The 20,804-nt window shown below is 59.1% G+C and carries 13 protein-coding genes and 2 pseudogenes; 5 read left to right on the forward strand and 10 right to left on the reverse strand.

Annotated elements, in window-relative coordinates:
- Positions 1-27: 27 nt before the first annotated feature.
- The 4 genes from AC1VNY_RS25965 to AC1VNY_RS25980 all read right to left on the reverse strand — a co-directional run bounded on the left by AC1VNY_RS25965 (position 28) and on the right by AC1VNY_RS25980 (position 4,224).
- A complete protein-coding gene (locus AC1VNY_RS25965) occupies positions 28-1,263 on the reverse strand; it encodes an ABC transporter substrate-binding protein (protein ID WP_482407327.1) in 1,236 nt (411 codons plus the stop codon).
- Positions 1,264-1,312: 49 nt separating this feature from the next.
- Complete coding sequence (locus AC1VNY_RS25970; RefSeq protein ID WP_482407328.1) at positions 1,313-2,629, reverse strand: M20 family metallopeptidase; 1,317 nt, start codon at positions 2,627-2,629, stop codon at positions 1,313-1,315.
- Between the two features lie 148 nt (positions 2,630-2,777).
- Complete coding sequence (locus tag AC1VNY_RS25975; protein WP_482407329.1) at positions 2,778-3,440, reverse strand: cysteine hydrolase family protein; 663 nt, start codon at positions 3,438-3,440, stop codon at positions 2,778-2,780.
- Positions 3,427-4,224, reverse strand: coding sequence for an N-formylglutamate amidohydrolase (locus AC1VNY_RS25980; RefSeq protein WP_482407330.1), 798 nt, complete (start codon positions 4,222-4,224; stop codon positions 3,427-3,429). The genes AC1VNY_RS25975 and AC1VNY_RS25980 overlap by 14 nt, the downstream gene beginning before the upstream one ends.
- Before the next feature lie 384 nt (positions 4,225-4,608).
- Between AC1VNY_RS25980 and AC1VNY_RS25985 the strand changes: the two genes are divergently transcribed.
- Positions 4,609-6,291: an AMP-binding protein gene (locus AC1VNY_RS25985; protein WP_482407331.1), complete on the forward strand. Its 1,683-nt coding sequence runs from the start codon at positions 4,609-4,611 to the stop codon at positions 6,289-6,291.
- 348 nt (positions 6,292-6,639) lie between these two features.
- On the opposite strand, the gene AC1VNY_RS25990 is transcribed toward AC1VNY_RS25985, so the two are convergent.
- The 5 genes and pseudogenes from AC1VNY_RS25990 to AC1VNY_RS26010 form a co-directional block, all read right to left on the reverse strand.
- Positions 6,640-11,322: a hypothetical protein gene (locus AC1VNY_RS25990; protein ID WP_482407332.1), complete on the reverse strand. Its 4,683-nt coding sequence runs from the start codon at positions 11,320-11,322 to the stop codon at positions 6,640-6,642.
- A gap of 199 nt (positions 11,323-11,521) precedes the next feature.
- Entirely contained in the window at positions 11,522-13,993 is a 2,472-nt protein-coding gene (locus tag AC1VNY_RS25995; RefSeq protein WP_482407333.1) for an AAA family ATPase, read from the reverse strand.
- Positions 13,993-14,232 (reverse strand): hypothetical protein, encoded by a 240-nt coding sequence (locus AC1VNY_RS26000; RefSeq protein ID WP_482407334.1) that lies wholly within the window; start codon positions 14,230-14,232, stop codon positions 13,993-13,995. Before AC1VNY_RS26000 ends, AC1VNY_RS25995 begins: the two co-directional genes overlap by 1 nt.
- 358 nt (positions 14,233-14,590) lie before the next feature.
- Positions 14,591-15,226, reverse strand: a complete 636-nt coding sequence (gene bioD, locus AC1VNY_RS26005; protein ID WP_482407335.1) for a dethiobiotin synthase — start codon at positions 15,224-15,226, stop codon at positions 14,591-14,593.
- A gap of 713 nt (positions 15,227-15,939) precedes the next feature.
- A pseudogene (locus tag AC1VNY_RS26010) lies at positions 15,940-16,089 on the reverse strand (aspartate 1-decarboxylase); the annotation flags it as partial.
- Between the two features lie 256 nt (positions 16,090-16,345).
- Between AC1VNY_RS26010 and AC1VNY_RS26015 the strand changes: the two are divergent.
- From AC1VNY_RS26015 to AC1VNY_RS26030, 4 genes are all read left to right on the forward strand, one after another.
- Entirely contained in the window at positions 16,346-16,702 is a 357-nt protein-coding gene (locus AC1VNY_RS26015) for a Dabb family protein (protein WP_137479441.1), read from the forward strand.
- A gap of 107 nt (positions 16,703-16,809) precedes the next feature.
- Positions 16,810-18,207, forward strand: coding sequence for an aminodeoxychorismate synthase component I (gene pabB, locus AC1VNY_RS26020; RefSeq protein ID WP_482407336.1), 1,398 nt, complete (start codon positions 16,810-16,812; stop codon positions 18,205-18,207).
- Complete coding sequence (locus AC1VNY_RS26025; protein ID WP_482407337.1) at positions 18,204-18,788, forward strand: anthranilate synthase component II; 585 nt, start codon at positions 18,204-18,206, stop codon at positions 18,786-18,788. The genes pabB and AC1VNY_RS26025 overlap by 4 nt, the downstream gene beginning before the upstream one ends.
- Positions 18,789-19,306: 518 nt before the next feature.
- A complete protein-coding gene (locus tag AC1VNY_RS26030; RefSeq protein WP_170991560.1) occupies positions 19,307-19,477 on the forward strand; it encodes a hypothetical protein in 171 nt (56 codons plus the stop codon).
- Between the two features lie 1,017 nt (positions 19,478-20,494).
- Here AC1VNY_RS26030 and AC1VNY_RS26035 read toward each other — a convergent pair.
- Positions 20,495-20,798, reverse strand: a pseudogene (locus AC1VNY_RS26035) (hypothetical protein); the annotation flags it as partial.
- Positions 20,799-20,804 lie beyond the last annotated feature (6 nt).

Here is a 20,804-nt window from a genome sequence, read left to right on the forward strand (position 1 = left end):
GCCGCGTGGCCGCGAGGACCGGTCGCGCTATTGCTGCATCCACGGAGGCATACGGAACTCGCCGTCGGCATACTGCTTGGGGTAAAACAGAACCCGTTTACCGTCCCAGATTTGAAAGAACTGAATTGGAATGGAGTTGTCGCCCTGGTCGGCAAGATGCGTCTTCGGGTCGAAGGAGAGCTTGCCACTGACGATCTGCTTGCGGGTGTCGCCAATGGCCTTGCCGATAGCCTGCCGCTTGGCCGGATCCCCCACCTTCGCCAGGGCATCGGCATAGACCATGACCTCCTCGTAGAGCGCTGGCCCGTATGTGCCTGGTTCGTGGCCGTATTTGTCCTGATATTTTTTGATCACCTCAGCAGCCCGCGGGTTCGCAGGCGTGTTGAGCGTGCCGCCCAAAAGGTTATAGACGACGCCGGTGGCCTGCTTGCCCGTCAACTTCAAAAATTCAGGGACCGAAGGCGCATACTGGATGAAGACCAGGCTGTCCGTCGGCTGCTCGAGGAACTGGGTCAGGAATTTCCCGGCATTGCCCGGCTGATAGTCGGTATTGATGATGATGGCCGGATTATCCTGGCGGACTTTGGCAAGGAAAGTTCGCCAGTTGTCGATCTCACCAAACGGCAGAAGATCCGCCGACGTCACAGTCCAGCCGGCGCCTTCGAAGCTTTTCTTCAGCCCGTTCATGATGGTCTTCGAATAGGGATTGTCTGACGAGATCAGCGCCACTTTTGTATTCCGCAGCTTGAGCTCTCCATCTGCAAGAAGGGCCTTAACAACAGGGACCATCGCCGTATTGTACTCGTCCAAGGACGGAGCCATTGACCAGACAGTCGGGAACTTGTCCGGATGGGGCGCGATGATGTCCCGCGTCTGAGCCGAATTCGCCCAGATCAGGTACGGCATCTCCTGCTCGGCCATGAGCTCGATTTCGAAATTGCTGCCGCTGGCGTAGCCGGTGAGGATGGCGTTCAGTTCGCGGTCGCCCGCCAAACGTTCGATTGCGCTGGTCACGGCATCGGCGGACTGGTTCTGTGTGTCGCCGACGACCACCTGCAGCTTGTAGCCAGCCACGCCGCCGGCTGCATTGATTTCGTCAACGGCGAGCTTGGCGCCGTCGATCATTTCGTTGCCATCCGCAGCCGAGTTTCCGGTCAGCGGCGCGAGGACACCGATCTTGGCGATTCGATCAGCGGAATGGGCGGGTGCTGCCGCGGCGAACGCAGCAACGACCAGACTGGTCCAAAGACTAGAACGTTTCATGGTGGCAATCCCCTCTTTCACTGCACTTGTTCACTGCATTTGAGATGAATTATTTGGTTCCGCACCAATCGATGATTCCGGCGGCCAAGGTTTTGGTCGTCTCCTCCAACGAGGCGATGTCCACGTACTCGTCGGCGCCGTGGAAACCATCGCCGGTTGCGCCGCAGATCACAGCATCCACTCCCGCGCCGGCGTAGTGCGCCGCGTCGACAACGGCAATCATTCCCGAGATCTTCGGCTTGCCGCCAAGTTGGGTCCGACGCTTCAAGAGCGATTGCACGAGTGGATGATCCGGCGCGGTGTCCATAGGCGGGAAATGGAGGCCACCGAGCTCCCATTGAACCTTGATCGGATTCTTCTGCAACCAAAGATCCTGCTGGCAGAAGTGGTGCACGAACGCTTCAAACTCAGACCGAATCTCTTCTTTGGTCTGGTGGGGCAGGAATTTGTAGTCGAGGTCGATGACGGCCACATCCGGAATGATGGCGGGATTGGTCATGATGAGCGGCAGCCCGTCTGGGCCAAGCCCGGCGCCAGCGCGCATCGCCCCGACATTGATCGTGTTCATGCCGGGCGGCAGCAGAGGGTGCTGACGCATGCGGCATCTGGAATGTTCGAAATTCCTGAGCGCGTCCAGAAAACGGGTTGCGATATCGATCGCGTTCACGGCTGGCCGCAGCCGATCAGGTGCGTCACGCTGCGGCCAAATCTCGTTGTAGCGCCACGCCGAATGGCCTTGTCGGCCGGTGATGGTAATGCGTATCCATTCCAAACCACCTTCGCAGACTTGGATATCGCCCATCGTCAGTTCAGTGATGATCGCCGCCTTGGCGAGATAGCCGCGCTTGACGGCGTCTATCGCACCAAAGCCGCCAGCTTCTTCATCGACCACGGAATGGAGGGCAACACGTCCCTCGAGTTCGATACCTGCCGCCCTGATGCCCCGGATCGCAGCAATGGCCGCTGCGACGCCGCTCTTCATGTCGATGGCCCCACGCCCGTAAAGCTTGCCATCCTTGATCTCACCCCCGAAGGGGTCGACCGTCCAGGTGCCAGCCTCACCGACCGGCACCACATCGATATGGCCGCACAGGAGCAGGCTACGCTCTTCCGAGCCGGTGAGCTGACCGATGACGTTCGGCCGGTCCGGAAAGACGTCCCACCGGTCGATCGCCATACCAAGTGACGTCAACTCCGATTCAACCAGGTCTTGGACGGCGCTCTCGCGGTTTTGGCTTGGATCATTGACGAACTTCGGATTGACCGAGGGAATTCGAACGAGCCTTTGAGTGAGCTCGGTCGTGTAACTCCGCTCGCGGTCGATCGCGCTCCAGGCGGCCTTCACCGCGGCATCTAAATTGCCCATTTGGAACCCCTCCTGATTTCCAGCATAAATTGGCGTTTCGCCATGGCGGCCAACGCGCGACCGCCACTCGTCGATCAGTATGTCCGGGCGAGCCACACGGTAACGCCGCGTGACCGCAAAGCTTGGCGATTCACTTGCTCTCGTTTACTTATCCCGAGCGCCGTCCGATCTCGTCGAGCAGCGCGTCGGTATCGACCTGGCGGCAATACCCCTTGATCGCTCGCAGAGTATTGTCGTGACGGTCCTGGCTATAGGCGGCGCAAGCATCTGGCACGAGCGTCACGAGGTAGCCGAGATCGCAGGCGTCACGCACCGCAGATTCCACGCACTGATCGGTAACCAGTCCGACCAACACCAGTTGCTTAACCCCGAGATTGCGCAGCAGGTAATCGATGTGGGTCGACACAAAGACGCTCGAGGACGATTTCGGCAGCACGATTTCGTCATCGCCGGGGGCGAGTTCGTCGATAACCTTGCCGTCCCATGAGCCCTTCGGGACATTGAAGCCCGTGATCTTGTAATCGAGGCTGCGATCACGACCATCCTTGGTGAGACTCTCGATCGTGGTGTAAAGTACTTCTATGCCTGCCCCACGAAACGCCGCCTGCAGTCGCTGCATGTTGGGTATGGCAAGGTTATTCAAGCGATCGAAATAGTAGCCATATTTGTGGGCGATCTCGGCGTCCGGCACATCCTTGAACTCACCGCCATCGCGTCGTACGCAAAAGTTTTGCACGTCGACGAACAACAATGCCGACTCCTTCGGATTGAGCGGCACCTCGCGTGTCGTCGGGAATTCAGTCGTTGACATGCTTTGTCTCTCGCGCATCGATCAGCCCATTGGCGATCGAGCTCGCCCATCTGTGCTGCCCCTGGGGATCGCCGATTAAATCGTTCCGAATTTCAAGCAGCAGATGCGGCAAGCCGCGCGCCTCTCCGTGCACTGGGATCGTGTAGTCGCCCTGATCGTCAACGACATACGGCTCGTTGTGCGCGGAGATCGTCGTTGGATTGCGCCTCTGAAAGGAGCTAAGGAAACGCTCGGCAAAGCTGCGGTCACGGTTGGAGAGCACGCCGAGTTGCCAAGGTCGCCGGGGTCCCCCTGCCAGCCGCGGCGTAAAGCTATGCACCGCGACCAAGACGGCCGGCGAACCGGCGGCCGCCCGACGATCCAAAAGGAGCGCCACGCCCCGATGGAACGGCTCGTGGATCTCCGTATAACGCTGCCGGCGCTGATACTCAGCGATACTTAGATTGCCTGGCACGACTGTCCCATCACTCACCTCCGGAATGCAGTCGGGCGCGCTAAACGGGCGATTGCAGTCGACGACCAGCCGGCTATAGCGCTGCAGGAAAAGTGGAGCATCAAGCTGATCCGCAAGGCGGCGCGCCACATCCTCGGCGCCGATGTCGTAGGCAATATGTCCAAGACTTTCGGCCGCGGGCAGACCAAGGCTCCGGAGCCGCCGTGGAACAGCGGTCCCCGCGTGTTCGCAAACCAGCACAAAGTCAGCACGTCCGTCGGCATTGACCAGCTCAACCGGGCGCGGGTCCGACGGCGAGAGCAAACTCGGGAAGGTTTCTGAATACTGCAACACATCACCCAAGCCGTTAGATGGCGGCGACTGCCATACGGGATTACCCGAGAAAACGAAACTTATAGATCAAAGTCAAATATTTTCTTTCCTTTGAGATATTTTTTTCATACGTACCGTCGGAATTGGGCTTTTCCCGCCCTGGAATTACTCAGATTTGGTTGCGCGGCACGGACAAAGGGACAACGGGACGGGCCGTGGCAACGAACTCGGCAATGGGGCGCCGGCTGCTCCACGGAGAGACCCACTGATGCTGGCGGACGCCAGGACAATGGAGCCGTCGTTGAAAAACACGACGGAGAGCGCAGTAGCCGAAGAACGCTTAACGCCCGGAGCTCAGATCCAGGGATGGCGGCCTTCTCAAACACCGGACGGAGGATAGCAATGCTGAAAAGAGGTAAAACGTTCGATGAGGTTCGAAATGAGTTTCGGTGGAATATCCCCGATTACTACAATATCGGTGCAGATATATGTGACAGGTGGGCCGATGAAGAGCCTGGTCGACTGGCGATCATTGACGTAGAGCCAGGAAAATCGACGCGCGAATACAGCTTCGCCGACTTGAAGGCAAGCTCGAACCGGCTGGCTAATGCCTTGGGCGCGCGCGGCATTGGCCGACGTGCCGAAGAAATGGGCGATCGGGTTGGTGTGATGCTGCCTCAACGCTTCGAGACAGCGGCGGCCCACGTTGCGCTCGCAAAACTCGCATGCATCTCAATCCCGCTATTCACACTGTTTGGACCCGATGCCCTTCTACATCGCCTGGCAGATTCTGGCGCAAGAGCAATCATAACTGACGCCTCGGGCGTCGAGCGAATAAAGCCTCTTCTTCAACAGCTTCCGGCATTGGAGCTGATCATCTGCGTTGACGGCGCAATTGGACCGGCCAAGAGTTTTGCCGCCCTTTGCGCGGAAGAATCAGATGGCTTCGAACCCGTGTCGACACTCGCCGATGATCCAGCAATTCTAATTTACACGTCAGGTACCACAGGAAACCCTAAAGGTGCCCTTCATGCCCATGGGGTTCTGTTGGGACATCTTCCGGGCGTCGAAATAAGCCACGAGTTTCTCCCTCAAGACGGAGATCGTTTCTGGACTCCCGCAGACTGGGCATGGATTGGTGGTCTACTCGATGTGCTCATGCCGGCGCTTCATCATGGTATCCCGGTTGTCGCCTGTCGGTTTACGAAATTCACCGCAGAAGCGGCTTTCGACCTGATCAAGACCTTTCGAATACGCAATGCCTTTCTGCCTCCTACCGCGTTGAAGATGATGAAGCTCTTGCCTGAGAGCAAGACGCCTGAGGTGCACCTTCGCTCGGTCGCCAGCGGCGGCGAACCGCTGGGAGCAGAATTGATCGAATGGGGGCGTACGACGCTCGGGGTCACAATCAACGAGTTTTACGGCCAGACCGAGTGCAACATGCTGGTTTCTTCCTGTGCAGCGCTAGAATCGCCCTTGCCGGGCAGAATGGGGCGGCCCGTGCCTGGTCACGTTGTTGATGTAATCGATGCTGCGACCGGCATTCGCCAACCTGACGAGACGGAAGGCGCCCTGGCGGTTTTGTCGCCCGACCCCGTGATGTTCATCGGCTATTGGCAAAATCCCGAAGCGACGCGCGAAAAGTTTGTAGAAGGACCGGATGGGAAATGGCTTCTCACGGGGGACCAAGGGTCACGCGATGCTGAGGGCCGGCTGCGCTTTGTGGGGCGCAACGACGATGTCATTGGCTCGGCCGGCTATAGGATTGGCCCTGCAGAAATCGAGGATTGCCTGCTAGTGCACCAAGCTGTCCGTCTTGCCGGGGTCGTCGCTAAGCCGGATCCACTGCGCGGTGCGGTCGTGGCCGCTTATGTCGTACTTAAGGACGGATATGTCGGATCAGATGCATTGGCTGACGACATTGCAAGTTTCGTCAAATCACGACTGGCGGCGCACGAATATCCGCGCGTAGTACGATTTATTGACGAGATGCCCATGACAACCACGGGCAAAATCATCCGTGGCGCTCTACGCAAGATCGCTCAGGATGAGGCTGCTGCAGACCAGGTTGCAGCGAACCGATGACAGCGCAGAGGCGTCGGTTTGTGCAAAGGGATCAGCGACTGTCCCAATCATGAGCGGGTGGCCTAATCGCGCGTCTCAGCGCGCCCGTGATCGACATGCCGATTGAAATCGAAACCGCTGGACGCGCTCGTCTGCGGGCCTCGCCTTCCGAAGCTCTGATCGTCAGAGCATGGGAGTGAACTGACCTGCGACGAAAAAATGTTTCGATGGCTCGTACGATTCGAGCCGTGGGATTGACCCCGTCTGGTGGGTTTCACGGGTGCGCGATCGATCGGCCCTTGCATTCGACTCCTTGGTAGGCATGCGATCTACCGCGCAGCAGATACCTATGACCGTCCGGGGCGGCGCCTAGTCGGCGTTACTCGCGTTCGTCCAAGGCCCGATCCCTCCCACGATGTCGTGATCCAGGAACTTCTTGTCGCTGTTCTCGAAGATCTTGTCCATCGCGCGCTTCAGTCCAGCTCTGTTGAGCTGCATATGTGCAAGCTTAAGGGCAAAGAGGCCGTCACTTTTATTCTGTCGTTCAACATCAGCACGCATCCAGGTCCACGCGCGCGCGTCAGCCGAGCGCAAAAACAGGACCCAAGCGGCATAAGCTTCAACCACATTCTGAGCTGCGAGATAGGTCTGCCACCAATGATGGGCACAAGCTTCACGCCAGCGCAGTCGCGCGGCCTTGAGTCGCAGACCGGCACTATCCGTGCGTATCTGCCCATCGGGCCAGGCCTCGGGGACAGGGAGCACATTATCGGTGCCGAGCCCATCCAGCAGCGCGCCACGTCGTTGTCGCCACGCCAGCGACGACGGGCGGTCGGCGGCAGCAATGTCGGCAATCCAGGCCGCCTTGCCATTATAGGAAGCCGCCACGGCGAGATCGAAGAGATTCTTATCCGAGTGACAGAACGGCAGGCTTATGAGTTCTTCCCGAAGCGCGACGACGGGTGCCGAATCCGGAACGCGAAATACCATGTGCAACAACTCGTCGACACCAGCCGGGCCCACGTAGCGCGTTGTCACTGTCATGCGCAGTGCGCGCCACAGCCCGGTACCGCGGGTGGGTTCCCGAGCGAGCAACGCCTCACAGAGTGCGAGGAACGCGGTCTCAGCGAGGCGCACGCGCCTGCGGAAATCCGTGCTGATGTCGTGCCAGCCTTCGACCCAGCGCTCGATCATGTCGGATGCATGTTGGATCACAGGATCGAGGTCGATGGCATGAATGTCGGCGAGATAGAGGCTAGCTCCCGATTGCCTCGCCTCTTCGATACGCGCTGTGGCGGTCTCCATCGCACGTTCGTGAGCCTTTATACCTGCATCGGCATCGAGCGCGGCGCGGAATGACGCTGCAGGGTTGCTCCGCTCCTGGAGATCTGGCCGTGGTTGGATCGAAACGAAGGTCGGTGTGAACCTCGTCTGCGTACGATCGACCGTGAGTGTCGAACCGGGGTCCGGTTCCGCGATTTTATTGGCGGCCAGAACGTGACCAAAAATCTCGGCAGCAAAGCGAACCTCGGCGGGATCGGCTCCACGTTCGCGCGCCGCTTCGAGCAAACGCCACGGCGCAAGCCGTGGCCCCAATTGGTCAAAGGGCAAAGCCGATTCGGCCTTGATCAGTGCGCCGGTGCCATAATGGTTAACCCATATGTGAGCTGATGGGCTCCAGCCCCAGGCCTTTGCAGCAAGATGGCGTCCAAAGCGAACGGCATCGGCGAGCGTCAGCATGCGAAACAGCACACCGTCCAGCTCATGATCCGGTTCGTCGATCAGGTTTATCAGCCACGACCAGGCGCTGTCGCTGAAGTCGCTCGGGTGAATCGATAAAAGTACGACAAGATCTCGCCGTCGTTTGTCTGGAGCGTCGCCATACCTCGCAATGAGGGCGTCAACATCTGCTGCCGACGGGGTTCGCATGACTTCGTCTAGATCGGCGGGAATGAACTTGAGATCGGCCGCGATCAGGCTGTCGAACTGACTCTGCGCATCACCAATGGAGTGCAGTTCGATCTTCAGCAACTCGATTGTCGCGATCGCATCTTCGTTTTCGTCCTTGTCGTGCGCGCTCAGGCGCAAAGCCTTTGCTGCCGGCACCTCCGCTATCCCTGCCAGGAGGAACGACTCGGTAGCGTGAACGGCGCTCCAATAGCGTGACTCGGGCGGGCACGACGCGAAGCTTTTCATTTTACGGCGTAGCAAAGCGGCCAGGACGTCCGGAGCACATCGCGCGAGCGCCGGTTGGAGCTCTTCAAAGAATATTTCTTCAGGGGTGTGTCCCATCTCCCGGTTCAGCTTCGTCACGTCGAACGCGACGGCAGCGGAGCGCAATTCGTCCACGAAGCCGGGTGGTGGCTGAAAAGTCGGATCAAGCCACAGTTCGCCGGTGCGGTGCAGGCGGGAATGGAGTGGGCGCTCCTTATCCTCCAGCGCAATGCCGGCGTGTCGGCGTTCAAGGGCAAAGAAACTCCGGCTCGGGTTTGGTAGGTAATCTTTCTCGTAGGTATATCGCCGGTCGATGTGGGGATCGAGCGTGGCGGCACTTTCCTCGTCGACTTCCAGCCCGCTCAGCGGGAGCAGCAGCGCCGCAGCTCGTGCGGGAAGCTGCGGATGAATACCGGCTTCGGGCACACGCGAGCGGATATCCTCGGACACGCCGCGCAGGACGTCGGCCATGAGTTCGGGATCGACCTCGTTCAAATAGCACAGCCACTTCAGGCCCGGCCAAGCACTGGCGTGTCCACGAACCGCCGAAGCTACCGCCAGGGCTTCGAAACACGGCGCGATCTTTGATAGAGGGAATCCGTCCAGGATCGCAGGTGCCGTGGCCTGCAACTTGCCATCGTCGCGGTCGACGAGACGAAGCGTAACGCCCAGCACCGTCAACGGCCCGGAGACATCGATCCCGACACGGCCGCGATAACGCTCCTCACGACGTCTCTCGGAATCAGCGTTAGCGTCCGGCCTGTTGTCGACTTCGCGCGATACGATGGAGAACCAGGTACGGACCCGCGCCGCGATCGCCGTCAATTGCGAGCCGTCCTCGCGTGGGATGGCGCGAAGCGCGTTGACAGCCCACATCCGCGCGGATGCATGTGCGTGAGCGTCCGACTGCTCCACCGCGTCGAGAAGCGCGCCGGGAATGCTTTGTGCCAGGCTAGCGAGCTCTCGACGGTGGCCATCCGTGACGTTTTGGGTTTGCAGCCACGCGGTCACCAGAGCGCCTCCGATGGGCGTTGTGAACGGCCCTCCCCGTTCAACAAGAATCGATACGGCCGCCCGGAGAATTTCAGCGCGCTGATCCAGGCCAGCGATCGGGTCCAGCCATTGCGTAACCTCGGCTTCCGCCGCTGCGAAGGTCGTTCCGCCATAGGCATCGAGATGCGCAAGTAGCGCGGCCCCAAGCGCGTGGGCGACGACGGTCGGACTGAGTTGCATTGTGCCTGACGGCCCGGGCTTTGCGAAGCGCCCGTCGATAATATCACTCAGCCGGGCATATACCTCACGTTCGGAGAGATCGGGCCGGCTTGCCGTTTCGCCAAGGCTCTTGAGCGAGAATTCCTTGATGCCGCCGCGGTAACGACCGGCGATTTCGGAGAGCCACGCACGCCACTCATTTTCGCTGAAGGATTTGCCGGCGCGATCGCCGAAAGTGTCCCGCCCATATTCCCACAACAGCCGATGGACCGTGACCTGACCTGCCTCCACGAGCCTGTCGCGAAAGCGGATGACAAGATTGAACAGGCGCGGCGTGCGGGCAAGTTCGACGAGCTCAGGGTGCAAATCAGCCTGAGTGAGGTTCTCGAAGCCGAGCATCCGATCGAGCTCGCCGCCTGCTGTGGCATCATAGACGTCGACGACGATGGGCGCTGCTGCAACGACAAGCCCCCGCAGACCCGAGAGTTTGTCGTCGAAATGATGTCTGCGCGTGGTTAGCATCACACGCACCCGCCCCTCGAAGGCCACGCCCTGGACGGCCTTGAGTAGCGCCAACCACGGAACCGTTGGCTCCTGATTGAGGCCGTCGAACAGAACCGTGAGAACTGGCCCCTCGTCCTTGGGCCGTTTGAGCAAGTAGTTTAGGCGACGCAACCAATGCTCGGGTTCGCGCGCGCCGGTAAGCTCATAGAGGCGCTCAGCCAAAATGCGCCTGACGGTCGATTCCGAAATACTGGTCAGACCGGCAAGTGCGGAAGAGGGAACGGTGAGGACAATCGGCTGTTCGTCCATACGGCCAGTAAGCCAGTCGAGCGCGGCCCAGGTCTTCCCGACGCCGTCCCAACCGATGATCGCTGCCGGCGCGTCATTAACTGCTGGCCCCCGCCACCAGGCATCGAGCGCATCGTGAACCGTTTGACGGCGAACCCTCTTGGACTGGGCACCTCCTGCCGCATTCTGCCCAAGTTCGGCATTCGAAACACGATGCGAGGTCCAGATACCGTGAAGCTTGCGACGAGCATCCGATCGCAGACATTCGAAACCAAGTGACCAAACCTGCAGATTTCGGCGCAGAGTGGCGATGGTCTCGCCCATGGCAACTTGGAGAGCGCGCGCCTCTTTGGCTGCTTGTTCGGAGAATTCTGCTTGCACGAGGTCGGGGCCAAATGCGCACAGGGCAGCGAGAGGCGCGGGCTCATGGTTATTCCAGCCGATCACCAGAACCGGAACGCCGAGCCGTTCGCCCTTTTGCACGAGATCTTGGGCGAGTTGCTCGGGTACCTTGCGAGTGGCGATCAGGATCCATGCTTCAAGCGCCTCGTCGCGTGCCAATGCGTGGTCAATTTCACCAAGGAGCTCGCGATCGCTCAGGCTAGTGTCGTCGCCATACTTCTTGCATTCCAATCGGAACCGGCGATCTTGCTGGCCAACCGCCCCCGCATCGCCACCGTGTTGAAAGCCTGACTTTGCCACCGCGATCGAAATACCGAGCAGCCGGCCGATGAGTCCAGCCGCAAGTCTTTCCAGCTTGTGCGCGCTCCTCTCGGCTTGAAGCGCAGATTTCAATTTACTCTGATGGGAGAACTCATCGGGGGTCAGTGGCATGAGGTTCGCTTACAAGAACGGGACGAGTACCGGATCATGCCGACAGCGCAGATCAACTCCTGCTCCAGCCAGAGCTTGATTGGTCCAAGCAACTGGTGCTCGCGGCGAGGATACGCTCAATCTCCTAGATCGCCGACGTCATGACAAGCCCCCCCATCCACCTGATGTCGCGGCCGGGCTCGAAGCCCCCCGCCCATTCTCAAGTCCTTTGGCTAAGAGATCGGTAGTAGCGGTACTGACCCGAGCCTGCCGGTTGCTCGAATTGAAAGCAAGCTGCGAAATTCTCGATCGCTTGCATCACGCCTTTAAGGGCTGGTGCCGTGAAGGCGTGGGTCTGTGCCGTCGACCAGTGAGAGAGGTAGTTGCTCACGATGGTCGCAACCGACGTGCCGAGGCCGGCGATTTGCGCTGGCTCCAGGACCAAGCGGCCGGCCGCGTCGTGGAGATCGACGGCTGCCTTGATGGCATCTATCAGGTTTTTAGCCATGTGCTTATCGTCATTGAACGCTATGCCGATAGGCACGGGAATGCCCACCTTTGAGATGACCTCCTCGAGTTTGAACTCGAGATACTGTCTGATCCGGGGTGCGGCATCGACCGTATTCCCGGTATCAAGAAAGCTATGCGTCGCATCGCGGATCTTGTGGATTGCGCCCGACTGCGGCAGCACCGATGTCCGAGCGGTGCCCTGAATGCACTGATGCCACCAGCCGCCCTCATTCGCATTTGTGTTGAACAGCTTTTCCAGGACGCTATCGTGGCTGAGGAGAATGACCTGCGGGCCATCCGCGACTCCGGGGCGGGCAAACTGTCCCTTGATCACGTTCATCAGATGGAACTGGTGTCCGGAATCAAAGCTCGATGTCACGTCATCGAGAATCAGAAACTTGGCGCCCCCGCCATAGAGCGAGGCGGCCGCCAGGTAGACGCTGATCGCGAAGGCATTGCGATAGCTCTCGGAGAGGACGGCCTGCGCCGAGATGTCTGGCAGTGTCCAGAACTGAGCGAGGGAGATCGATAGATCCTCGCTGCCGGCGCGCTTCCTCAGGGCCGGCACGACATCGGTATGCATGATCGCCGCGAAGATCGTTCGCGTGACGGGCTCGATGGCGGCGAGCCGACGTGCGCTGGCAGCTGACTCGGCGCCGGCAAAGCATGAGCTCGCCGCGTCGAGGAAGTCCTTGACCCGCGCAATTCGCGCCAGGTCCGCCAATACCGCGGAGTGCTCTCGCACGGCAGCGCGCAGGTCCGATAAATTGCTCTGAAGGCGACGGGCGGCTTCAGCTTTTTCCACCACAGCCGTGAGCTTTTCGGGAAGGCTCTTCTCCAGGATAGCCTTGCTGTCGGCGAGTTGCTTGACTTTGGCGACGGCGCGATCGGTCAACGTCTTCAGCCATTCGGTGACCGAGCGTACCCGCGTCCCGTCCAAAGCGCCTTTCAATCCGACATCCTTTGCCTCGGCGAGCCGGGCTTGCTCATCTGCCTGCTTGCTCAACCGTTCCAGATCGTCGAGCTGATTCCAACCCTTTTGGGTCCACTCATGGGCCAGATTGGCAGAAGCGGTCTCCACCGCCTCAAAAGCCGCAATCTTGTCACGGACGTGATCGAGAACCGAACCGGCGTCGGACTGATCACACGTTGGGCAGACGCACTTGTCCATCCAACCGTCGCTCGCCAGGATCGTTTCGCTAAGACTGTATAGCTGACGGAACAGATCTCCTTGGGTGAGCCTTAAGGCCGCGTCGCGAGCATCGGCCAGTTCCACGAGGCGTCTAGCGTCCGCTTCGCTCGGCGCGGCTTTCAGAGCTTCGGCCCACCTCGCCTCTTCGCGCAGGATATTCGCGAGCTCTGTCCTTGCCTCCCCTCCCTCGGCCGCTTTCGCAGCATCGACGCAACCGGAGGGGTCGATCTCCTCAAATGTCCGTTCCTCGCATAGGGGCCTGAGCAGCTCGATGCTAATGAGGGCGGAATGCGCCTGCGCGAGCATAGTCGTTTCGGCTTCCGCAGGATCGTACTCGGCTCCGACAAGCGCTTTGAAGGCTTCTCTGATGTTGGCTCGGGCCCGCTGGACGGACACCACCGCGCTGCTCTTCTTGGCTTCCTTGCCGGCGACGCCAAAGTGATTGTTGAATGCCTTCGTGTGCGTCAGGGAGGCCAATCCCTGCCGCAGCGAGGAATAGCGCTTCAGACCAAGTAGCCCGGCGAAGGATCGACCGCGCCTCTGGGGCGAAAAATCGATAAAGTCCTGAAATGTCTTTCCGTCGAGAAGCACGAACTCACGATTGAGGTCGGCCAGGATCGCATCGCCATCCGCTCCTGCACTAGCCGCAACCGTCCGTCCACCGGCTGCATCGCGCCGGACGGTCACATCGACCTCGGCGCCGCCGCCAGCAGGCGCGAGCGTCAGGATGATGGTTCCCACACCACCCGCATGGAAGCGGTTGAGATAATACGATGAGCCCTTTTCAGCCGCGGGCAGATCGTCGAGCTTGGGAACGCGACCGGTAATTGCGTACACCACTGCATCAAAAATCGAGGTTTTCCCAACCCCGTTCGGCGCGGAGATGGAGTTGACGCAATCCGGCTTGAGTTTGAGAGCAAGGGGAGCCCCCTCGTTGTTGATGCCACGAAAGCCTTCAATGGACACCTTCTGAAGGTACCAGCCGCTCATCACACACTGCCTTCTTCAGACGAGGTCTGCTGCGGTTCGACCGGCGCAGTCGCTGCATACAATGCGTCCAGGAGCGCATCCTGATCGGGGGCGATTTCCAGGCTTAGCTGTGAAAGCACCCCTTCCAGCACACCGGCAAGAGGATCGTCGATCTGCTTGAGCGCGGCCGAGAGCGCCGAGAGATTTTGATCGACGGTTTTTCTGTCATCGATTTCGTAGGCAATTTCATTGTTGGCCACTGTAGCCCCCGGGACACGGTCTTCCGTCATCTCAAGTCGATGCCGGGCCGTCGGTTCGTTTTGCCATTGTTTCGGGCGCGCGCAAGTAGTGCGGAATCGGCGCCCACTCAACACGACTAGCGCGTTATTCATCTCGCAGAAAGCGCGTCCTTTGTACGCTACGCACAGAACCAGGCTCTTCGTATTCGCAAGCAAGCGAGGTCGGACACCGCTCTCGATCACTTGCCTGAAGTGCCGGCAGCACCTTGCTCAAGTGAAAGATCACCTGGCTCGCGAATAGACCACCGCGCAACCCTTGTCATCCAGTGTTGAAGCGCCTGTGGCGTGAGGGAATGCAAGATGAACAGCCTCGCGCACATCATGGCGTGAAGTCATCACGTCGGAATGACGTCATAAAGGCAGCTTGCAGCGCGTCTGCCGATAAAGGATCAATCCAAGGCAATCGCCCCAACCAACGCACCCGGCCGATCTCGCAAATTGCGCTCACAGCTTCGGAATTTCTCTCGCCCACAAGAGCGATCCCGAGAATGTCGATCTGGCGCTTTCGCAGAGCCTCTATTGACAACAGGGAATGATTAACTGTTCCGAGCGATGTGCTCGCGCAAAGCACGACAGGAAGGCGCCATCGCTCAAAGATGTCAATGTAAAGCGTGCCGCCACTCAAGGGCACCATCAGCCCACCAGCGCCTTCGATCAAGAGCGGCCGCTCGCCGGTGTTCGGCACATTGAGCGAATCCGTGTTGATGCGAATTTCTTCGATCTCGGCGGAATGACGGGGCGAAGCAGGCGTTCGCAGGCGATAGAGTTCCGGTACGATGCGCTCAGGTGGAAGACCGCCAAGCCGTGCGACGAGTTCGGCATCGGTCTCCACCTCGAGGCCGGCCTGAATCGGCTTCCAATAATTCGCACCCAGGAGATTGGCGAGCCCCGCGCAAAAAACCGTTTTTCCGACCCCGGTATCTGTTCCAGTCACCACAATCTGCTGTCGCCTCATCGACCATCACCTCTTGCCTCGTCGACAAACGCGTCCAGGATTGTACGCACGTTATCCCCCACGAATATCCGATGTTAGTGAAGCGCAAGCGTGCGCCAGTCGAGAGAGCCCTTGCGGTCATGGCGAGATCGGCAACCTGCGATCCGCCCGTTTGAGTAGACGGGGCTCCGAATTAGCGCAAAAATGACGCTCGGCGCTTTTGCAACGATCCACCATCGCTTCACTCGTGGCGACACAATTGCTATGCAAAAGATTATCGCCCTCGCGCTTACATGGTCCATGAACCAAAGGGGGTCGTCCTCGATGCCGCCTGATAGGCGAAGCCATAGATGGTGCGGCGCCGGCCATTGCGACCATCCCCTAAGTTGCGTTTCAGACGTTGTGACAGGTTGAGATTGTTATCGGCGCACAAACATCGTCCAGATCGGACCAATGCCCTCACGCTGGACAGGATGTATCCGAATAGACGCGCAACGGTACGCTTAGGACAGTAGCCAGCGCTCTTGACGGCTGAGCTCATCAGTCTGGCGTCGTCGAGATGATGAGACCGATCATCTCGTACACAAAATGATGCTGCAGAAACTCCTCACCACATTCCCCATACGACCCGTTTCCCCCCTTTTCCACGCACCAATCACAACGAGTGTTATCAACCGGCACGCGATCATTGTGCCCTTACAGCAGGGCGAGACCGAACATCGGCGCTTTCGCCTTCAGGCTGGCAAGATACGATTCTCCTGATCAACCAGCACAACGCGCGGCATGAAAGAAGTGGCCTGCGCCTCGTCAAAGGAGGCATATGCAACGATGATCACTTTGTCGCCGGTCATTGCGAGCCGCGCAGCCGCACCATTCAGACCGATTGTAATATCTACTTTACACTCGCGAAAAGCAGAGGTTCAGCAGTTCATGTATCGCCGTCCGGCGGAGAGCCGTATCACGCTCTTTGACACCCAGCACCGGTTCAGGCGGCCATATCGGGGTTCGCGCGATGAACGCTCTACACCCTCGTACCAGGCCCAAACACCCCTTCGACTGTCAACGCCTCTCCAGCATTGCGTTGAGATCGATCTCAATATAAGAATGCGGCCGAGTTGCGCCGTCACATTTGCGACCACCATGATCCGTCACATCGTCCTCTTCACAGCCAAAGATGCGGCCGATATCGACCAAATCATCGAAGGTCTATCGGTTCTCACATCAATCCCATATGCACGCCGGCTCGAGATTGCACGCAACCGCAAGAGCGATCAGCTCGGCAACGATATCGACGTCGTGGTATACGGCGAGTTCGACAGCGAGGCGGATCTCGCTTCGTACAAATCGCACGATTCATATCGAGAAGCGATCCGGTGCGTACGGCCACTCCGAGAGCTGCGGTTTGCCGCTGACTACGAGCTATCAGCAGATGTGCATTTTGCTGGAACGGCAGGATTGAACCAAGTTGCTCGGCGCAGCCGACCAGGTGGCCGCTAGCTTGATCAGCCTCGAGGCGTTGTAGGTGTCGGACAGGACTGGCCCTTCTTCAGGATGCGATTGCAATCGGCGGGGGTCTCTCAACCTGCTGCTCGTCGGATAATCCTATGCACGCGCGCGAATTGGCGTGGATCGAGCCTACCAAGGCGCTGCGAAGCCTGGCGCAGCGGCCGCAGCTCACCTTCCTCGATAGCGCGGCAGAGCATGAGCTGCTTGGGCGTTACTCATATCTGGCCTGCGAACCGTTCGGCAGCTATTTGGTCGCCGATGGACAGGCAAGTTGGAACGGAGAGGTCCTTCCGGGCGATCCATGGACTCTCCTCCGCGGCCTTCTCGACAGGTACCGGCAAGCCCATCGCCCCGATCTTCCGCCCTTCCAGGGCGGCGCTGCCGGCTTCCTTGCTTACGATCTGAACCGAACACTGGAGCAGCTGCCGACCCCGTCAATTCCCGGTCTCCGGCTACCTCAATCGATTCTACATTTCTATGACGTGGTGGTCAGCTTCGACCACCGGGACCGCAGGTGCTGGATCGTCTCGACCGGATGGCCGGAGCAGGACCCTGCTCGACGAACCGAGCGTGCCCGTCGTCGCGCCGGCGAGTTTGAAGCGTTGCTTGCCAGGTCAAGGTTGCCGCGGATTATAATCCCCAGCACGGCGGGCGCATGGCATTCGAACTTTAGCCGTGAAGGCTTCATAAGTGCGGTCCAGCGCGTCATCGAATTGATTCTGGCTGGGGAGATATTCCAGGCCAACATCGCGCAACGTTTCAGTGCCAGGGTGTCGCCCCTGTTCGACCCGCTCACCTTCTATTGCCAGCTCCGGTCATTGAACCCGGCGCCCTTTGCAGCACTTTTGTGCTACGACAAGCTGACGATTGCATCAAGCTCCCCTGAGCGATTTCTGAAGCTTGACGGACGGCAGGTCGTCGAAACGCGCCCCATCAAGGGCACAATCGCACGCTCCGCTGATCCCGAGGAAGATCGGCGCCGCGCCGAACTGCTTGTCGGATCCGAAAAGGACCGCGCCGAGAACATCATGATCGTCGACCTGTTGCGCAACGATCTATCACGGGCTTGTACAGACCATTCGGTCGAGGTTGCAGCACTGTGTAACCTCGAATCCTATGCCTCAGTGCACCACCTCGTCTCGATCGTGAGAGGCGCACTTGCTGCAGGCCAGGACGCTGTCAGTCTACTTCGTGCCTGTTTTCCGGGTGGCTCCGTGACCGGTGCTCCAAAGGTGCGCGCAATGGAGATCATTTCGGACATCGAGAAAGTGGCGCGAGAGGTCTATTGCGGGTCGATCGGCTTCATCGGATTCAATGGACATATGGACACCAACATTGCGATCCGCACTGTGACGATCGACGACGATCTGGCTACGTTTCATGCAGGTGGTGGAATAACGGCGATGTCGAACCCTGAAGCCGAATATGAAGAGACGCTTGCCAAGGCACAGCGGCTCTTCGACGCCTTTGGTGCCGATCTATCTGGTGCTCCTTGATTGTCATCATCGACAATTACGATTCCTTCGTGTTCAATATCGCGCGCTATTTCCGCAAGCTTGGTGCAGAGACGGAAGTGGTCCGGAACGACGCCGTCAGCTTCACCAGCCTTGTCGCGCTCAAGCCGCGCGCAATCGTCATCTCTCCTGGTCCCTGCACGCCCACCGAGGCCGGCATATCCACCGTCGTCGTCCGCCAGCTTTCAGGTCGTGTTCCAATTCTTGGCATCTGCCTTGGGCACCAGTGTATTGCGAGCGCCTTTGGCGGACGCGTCGTACGTGCACGTTGTCCCATGCACGGCCGAGCCTCACATATAACCCATGACGGCCGAGACTTGTTCAAACAACTCCCGTCTCCACTTTTTGTTGGGCGTTACCATTCTCTGGCGGTCGAACTCGATGAGCCGGACATACCGCATCTCAGGGTGACCGCCCGGTCAAGCGAAGGGGAGATTATGGCCTTGGCCCATCGGCATCATCCGACCTATGGCGTACAGTTTCATCCGGAGTCCGTCCTTTCGGAACAAGGTGACGTGCTGCTCAAGAATTTCTTGCGATTGGCAGACAGTTTCCGAGCTTGAATTGGAGACTTTATCGCGCGCCTGATGGCTAATTCGCAGAACTGGAATGGCGAGCTGCGCCCTGATGAACCAATTCGGCGCAACGTCGTGTGAGCCGCTCTTGCCTTGTGAAGTTGTGACAAGAAGGCGCGAAAGAGCTCGGTTGGTACGCCCCGTACTCAAGTTTTTCTTTTCGTGCAGTCTCAATTGAATTACTTCGGGCCTGCATTGCGCAGACCTCTTCGCACGACCTCCATTCGTTGAGGGGGCGGGTCATCTTTAGTCTGGCCGCAAGGACGCTTATTCGAGATCCGCCAAGAGATTGGCGGTGCCATGCGGTAGGTCTTGCTACCGCTGCCCTTACGGGCGTTTCCTCCCTTGACTTGGCCGCCGGTCCTATAGGACCGGCGGTCCTCTTCCGTATTTGCCAACGTATTCGTGATTGAGGAATCATAGCTCAATCTGCACTCGACGGACGTGAAGCCGGACAGCAGCAACGTGTGTGATTGGGAGTGAAGTAACTTATGCAACACAGAGGCGTGCAATTCAGCATTCGAGAAGCGCTGCCGGGCGAGTGGCGCTACAGTTTCAAGATCGATGGCAAGACGATCAGTGGCAAGACCCAAACGCGATTGCAGCTTCTTGCGGTCCGTCGGGTCAAGGATCGCATTAATCGTGAACTGAATCGCGGCGCGGAGAGTCAGAGTTGATATTGGCGTGGGTGTCTCCCTCAGACGTGCGGCTCGGCGGCTTCTCAGGCGGCGGCTTTAGCAGGACGCCGGGAGATACGTCCTCGCGCGGAATCCCAGCCGCTCATCAAGCCGATGCCTGGCCGCCCCGAAGCCATCTACCGGGCCGGTTGAGCTTGGGCTAAAGGCTAAGACCAAATAGCCACTTGAACACGCCCGCAGGTTGCGGGACACTGTCGCTCTTTGAGAAAAGCTGTTTTCAGGGCGATCGATATGAAAAGGTTTTTGCTGGTCGCTGCGGCGCTGTCCGCGGTGGTAGCCTCAACACCATGTTTTGCGAGAGCCGGCGGGGGCCATTCCTACGGTGGCGGCACAAGGTCCGGCGGTTCGTATCGGGCGGCTCCCGCAATGCGATACGCGCCCGTCCACCGGGCTGCACCAGCGGCGCGGGTCTACGCACCTAAGGTGCACTTCGCTCATCCTAGGTATGTCGCTCCCAGTCTGTACAGAAGGCCGAGCGCCTATCGGCCAATCTATGTGTCACGCAATCCGGTCTACGCTAATCCGGCGCGCCGAGCCCCAGAGCGGTTCGTGAGGCTTCACGGGCGTACGATAGGCATCCCGGCGCTTGCTGGACTGACGGCACCCGCAATCATCGACGTACCTGGCGTGGGCGAGATGATCGTTCCCCAGGACGTGTATACGACGATCTACCCTCTCCTTATTTCGGAAGATCAGGCAGACCAGGAGCGCGCATTCACGCTGCTAAAGGAGCGTTCCAAAAGCGATCCGGACAGTCTCGTGCAACAGTCGACAGTTTTGGCACCTCCAATGAAGGACCCCTGCCCAGACTGCCTAGACGACAAGATTGAGGTGCTGCACACCTGCCGACCGATCGGCGAGTGCGACACGTCCGAACGGTTGGTGAATAGCTCTAGGAATTCAATGTACCTGGTCCCCGAGCGCGGCCTGGATCGACGCGGATTGATCTTCTGAAAATCGAAGCTGAAATAGGCGTCGTATCTATTGTCGACTCCGTCATTGCCAGTTGTTGTATTTCCACTTCCACCAGTGGGAACCACAAACTGCCCTCTGCCGCGAAAGAACCAGGAGAGTAAACCGCGTCGACGCGTGCTCAGCCGCAGCAGGCGGCACCACGGTATACCGCTGTTCCGCAAAGACCTACAGAACCCGGGCGTGAGCTTGCCTCGGTGGATCACGACCTCTTTGTGCCCAATCGCAGCTCGGGGGCCTGCCAGTGTCGATTGTGGCCGCGCCGTTCATCGGACTTCACATGACAAGCGGCGAAGTCGGCGTGACCAAGTGTCGATCTTTCTTTCGCAACCGA

The sequence above is a fragment of the Bradyrhizobium ferriligni genome (genome assembly GCF_056837965.1).

Excerpts from the sequence above, each read along its gene's own strand:
- AC1VNY_RS25965 (WP_482407327.1), bottom strand. The coding sequence starts at position 1,263 with ATGAAACGTTCTAGTCTTTGGACCAGTCTGGTCGTTGCTGCGTTCGCC.
- AC1VNY_RS25970 (WP_482407328.1), bottom strand. The coding sequence starts at position 2,629 with ATGGGCAATTTAGATGCCGCGGTGAAGGCCGCCTGGAGCGCGATCGAC.
- AC1VNY_RS25975 (WP_482407329.1), bottom strand. The coding sequence starts at position 3,440 with ATGTCAACGACTGAATTCCCGACGACACGCGAGGTGCCGCTCAATCCG.
- AC1VNY_RS25985 (WP_482407331.1), top strand. The coding sequence starts at position 4,609 with ATGCTGAAAAGAGGTAAAACGTTCGATGAGGTTCGAAATGAGTTTCGG.
- AC1VNY_RS25990 (WP_482407332.1), bottom strand. The coding sequence starts at position 11,322 with ATGCCACTGACCCCCGATGAGTTCTCCCATCAGAGTAAATTGAAATCT.
- AC1VNY_RS25995 (WP_482407333.1), bottom strand. The coding sequence starts at position 13,993 with ATGAGCGGCTGGTACCTTCAGAAGGTGTCCATTGAAGGCTTTCGTGGC.
- bioD (WP_482407335.1), bottom strand. The coding sequence starts at position 15,226 with ATGAGGCGACAGCAGATTGTGGTGACTGGAACAGATACCGGGGTCGGA.
- AC1VNY_RS26015 (WP_137479441.1), top strand. The coding sequence starts at position 16,346 with ATGATCCGTCACATCGTCCTCTTCACAGCCAAAGATGCGGCCGATATC.
- pabB (WP_482407336.1), top strand. The coding sequence starts at position 16,810 with ATGCACGCGCGCGAATTGGCGTGGATCGAGCCTACCAAGGCGCTGCGA.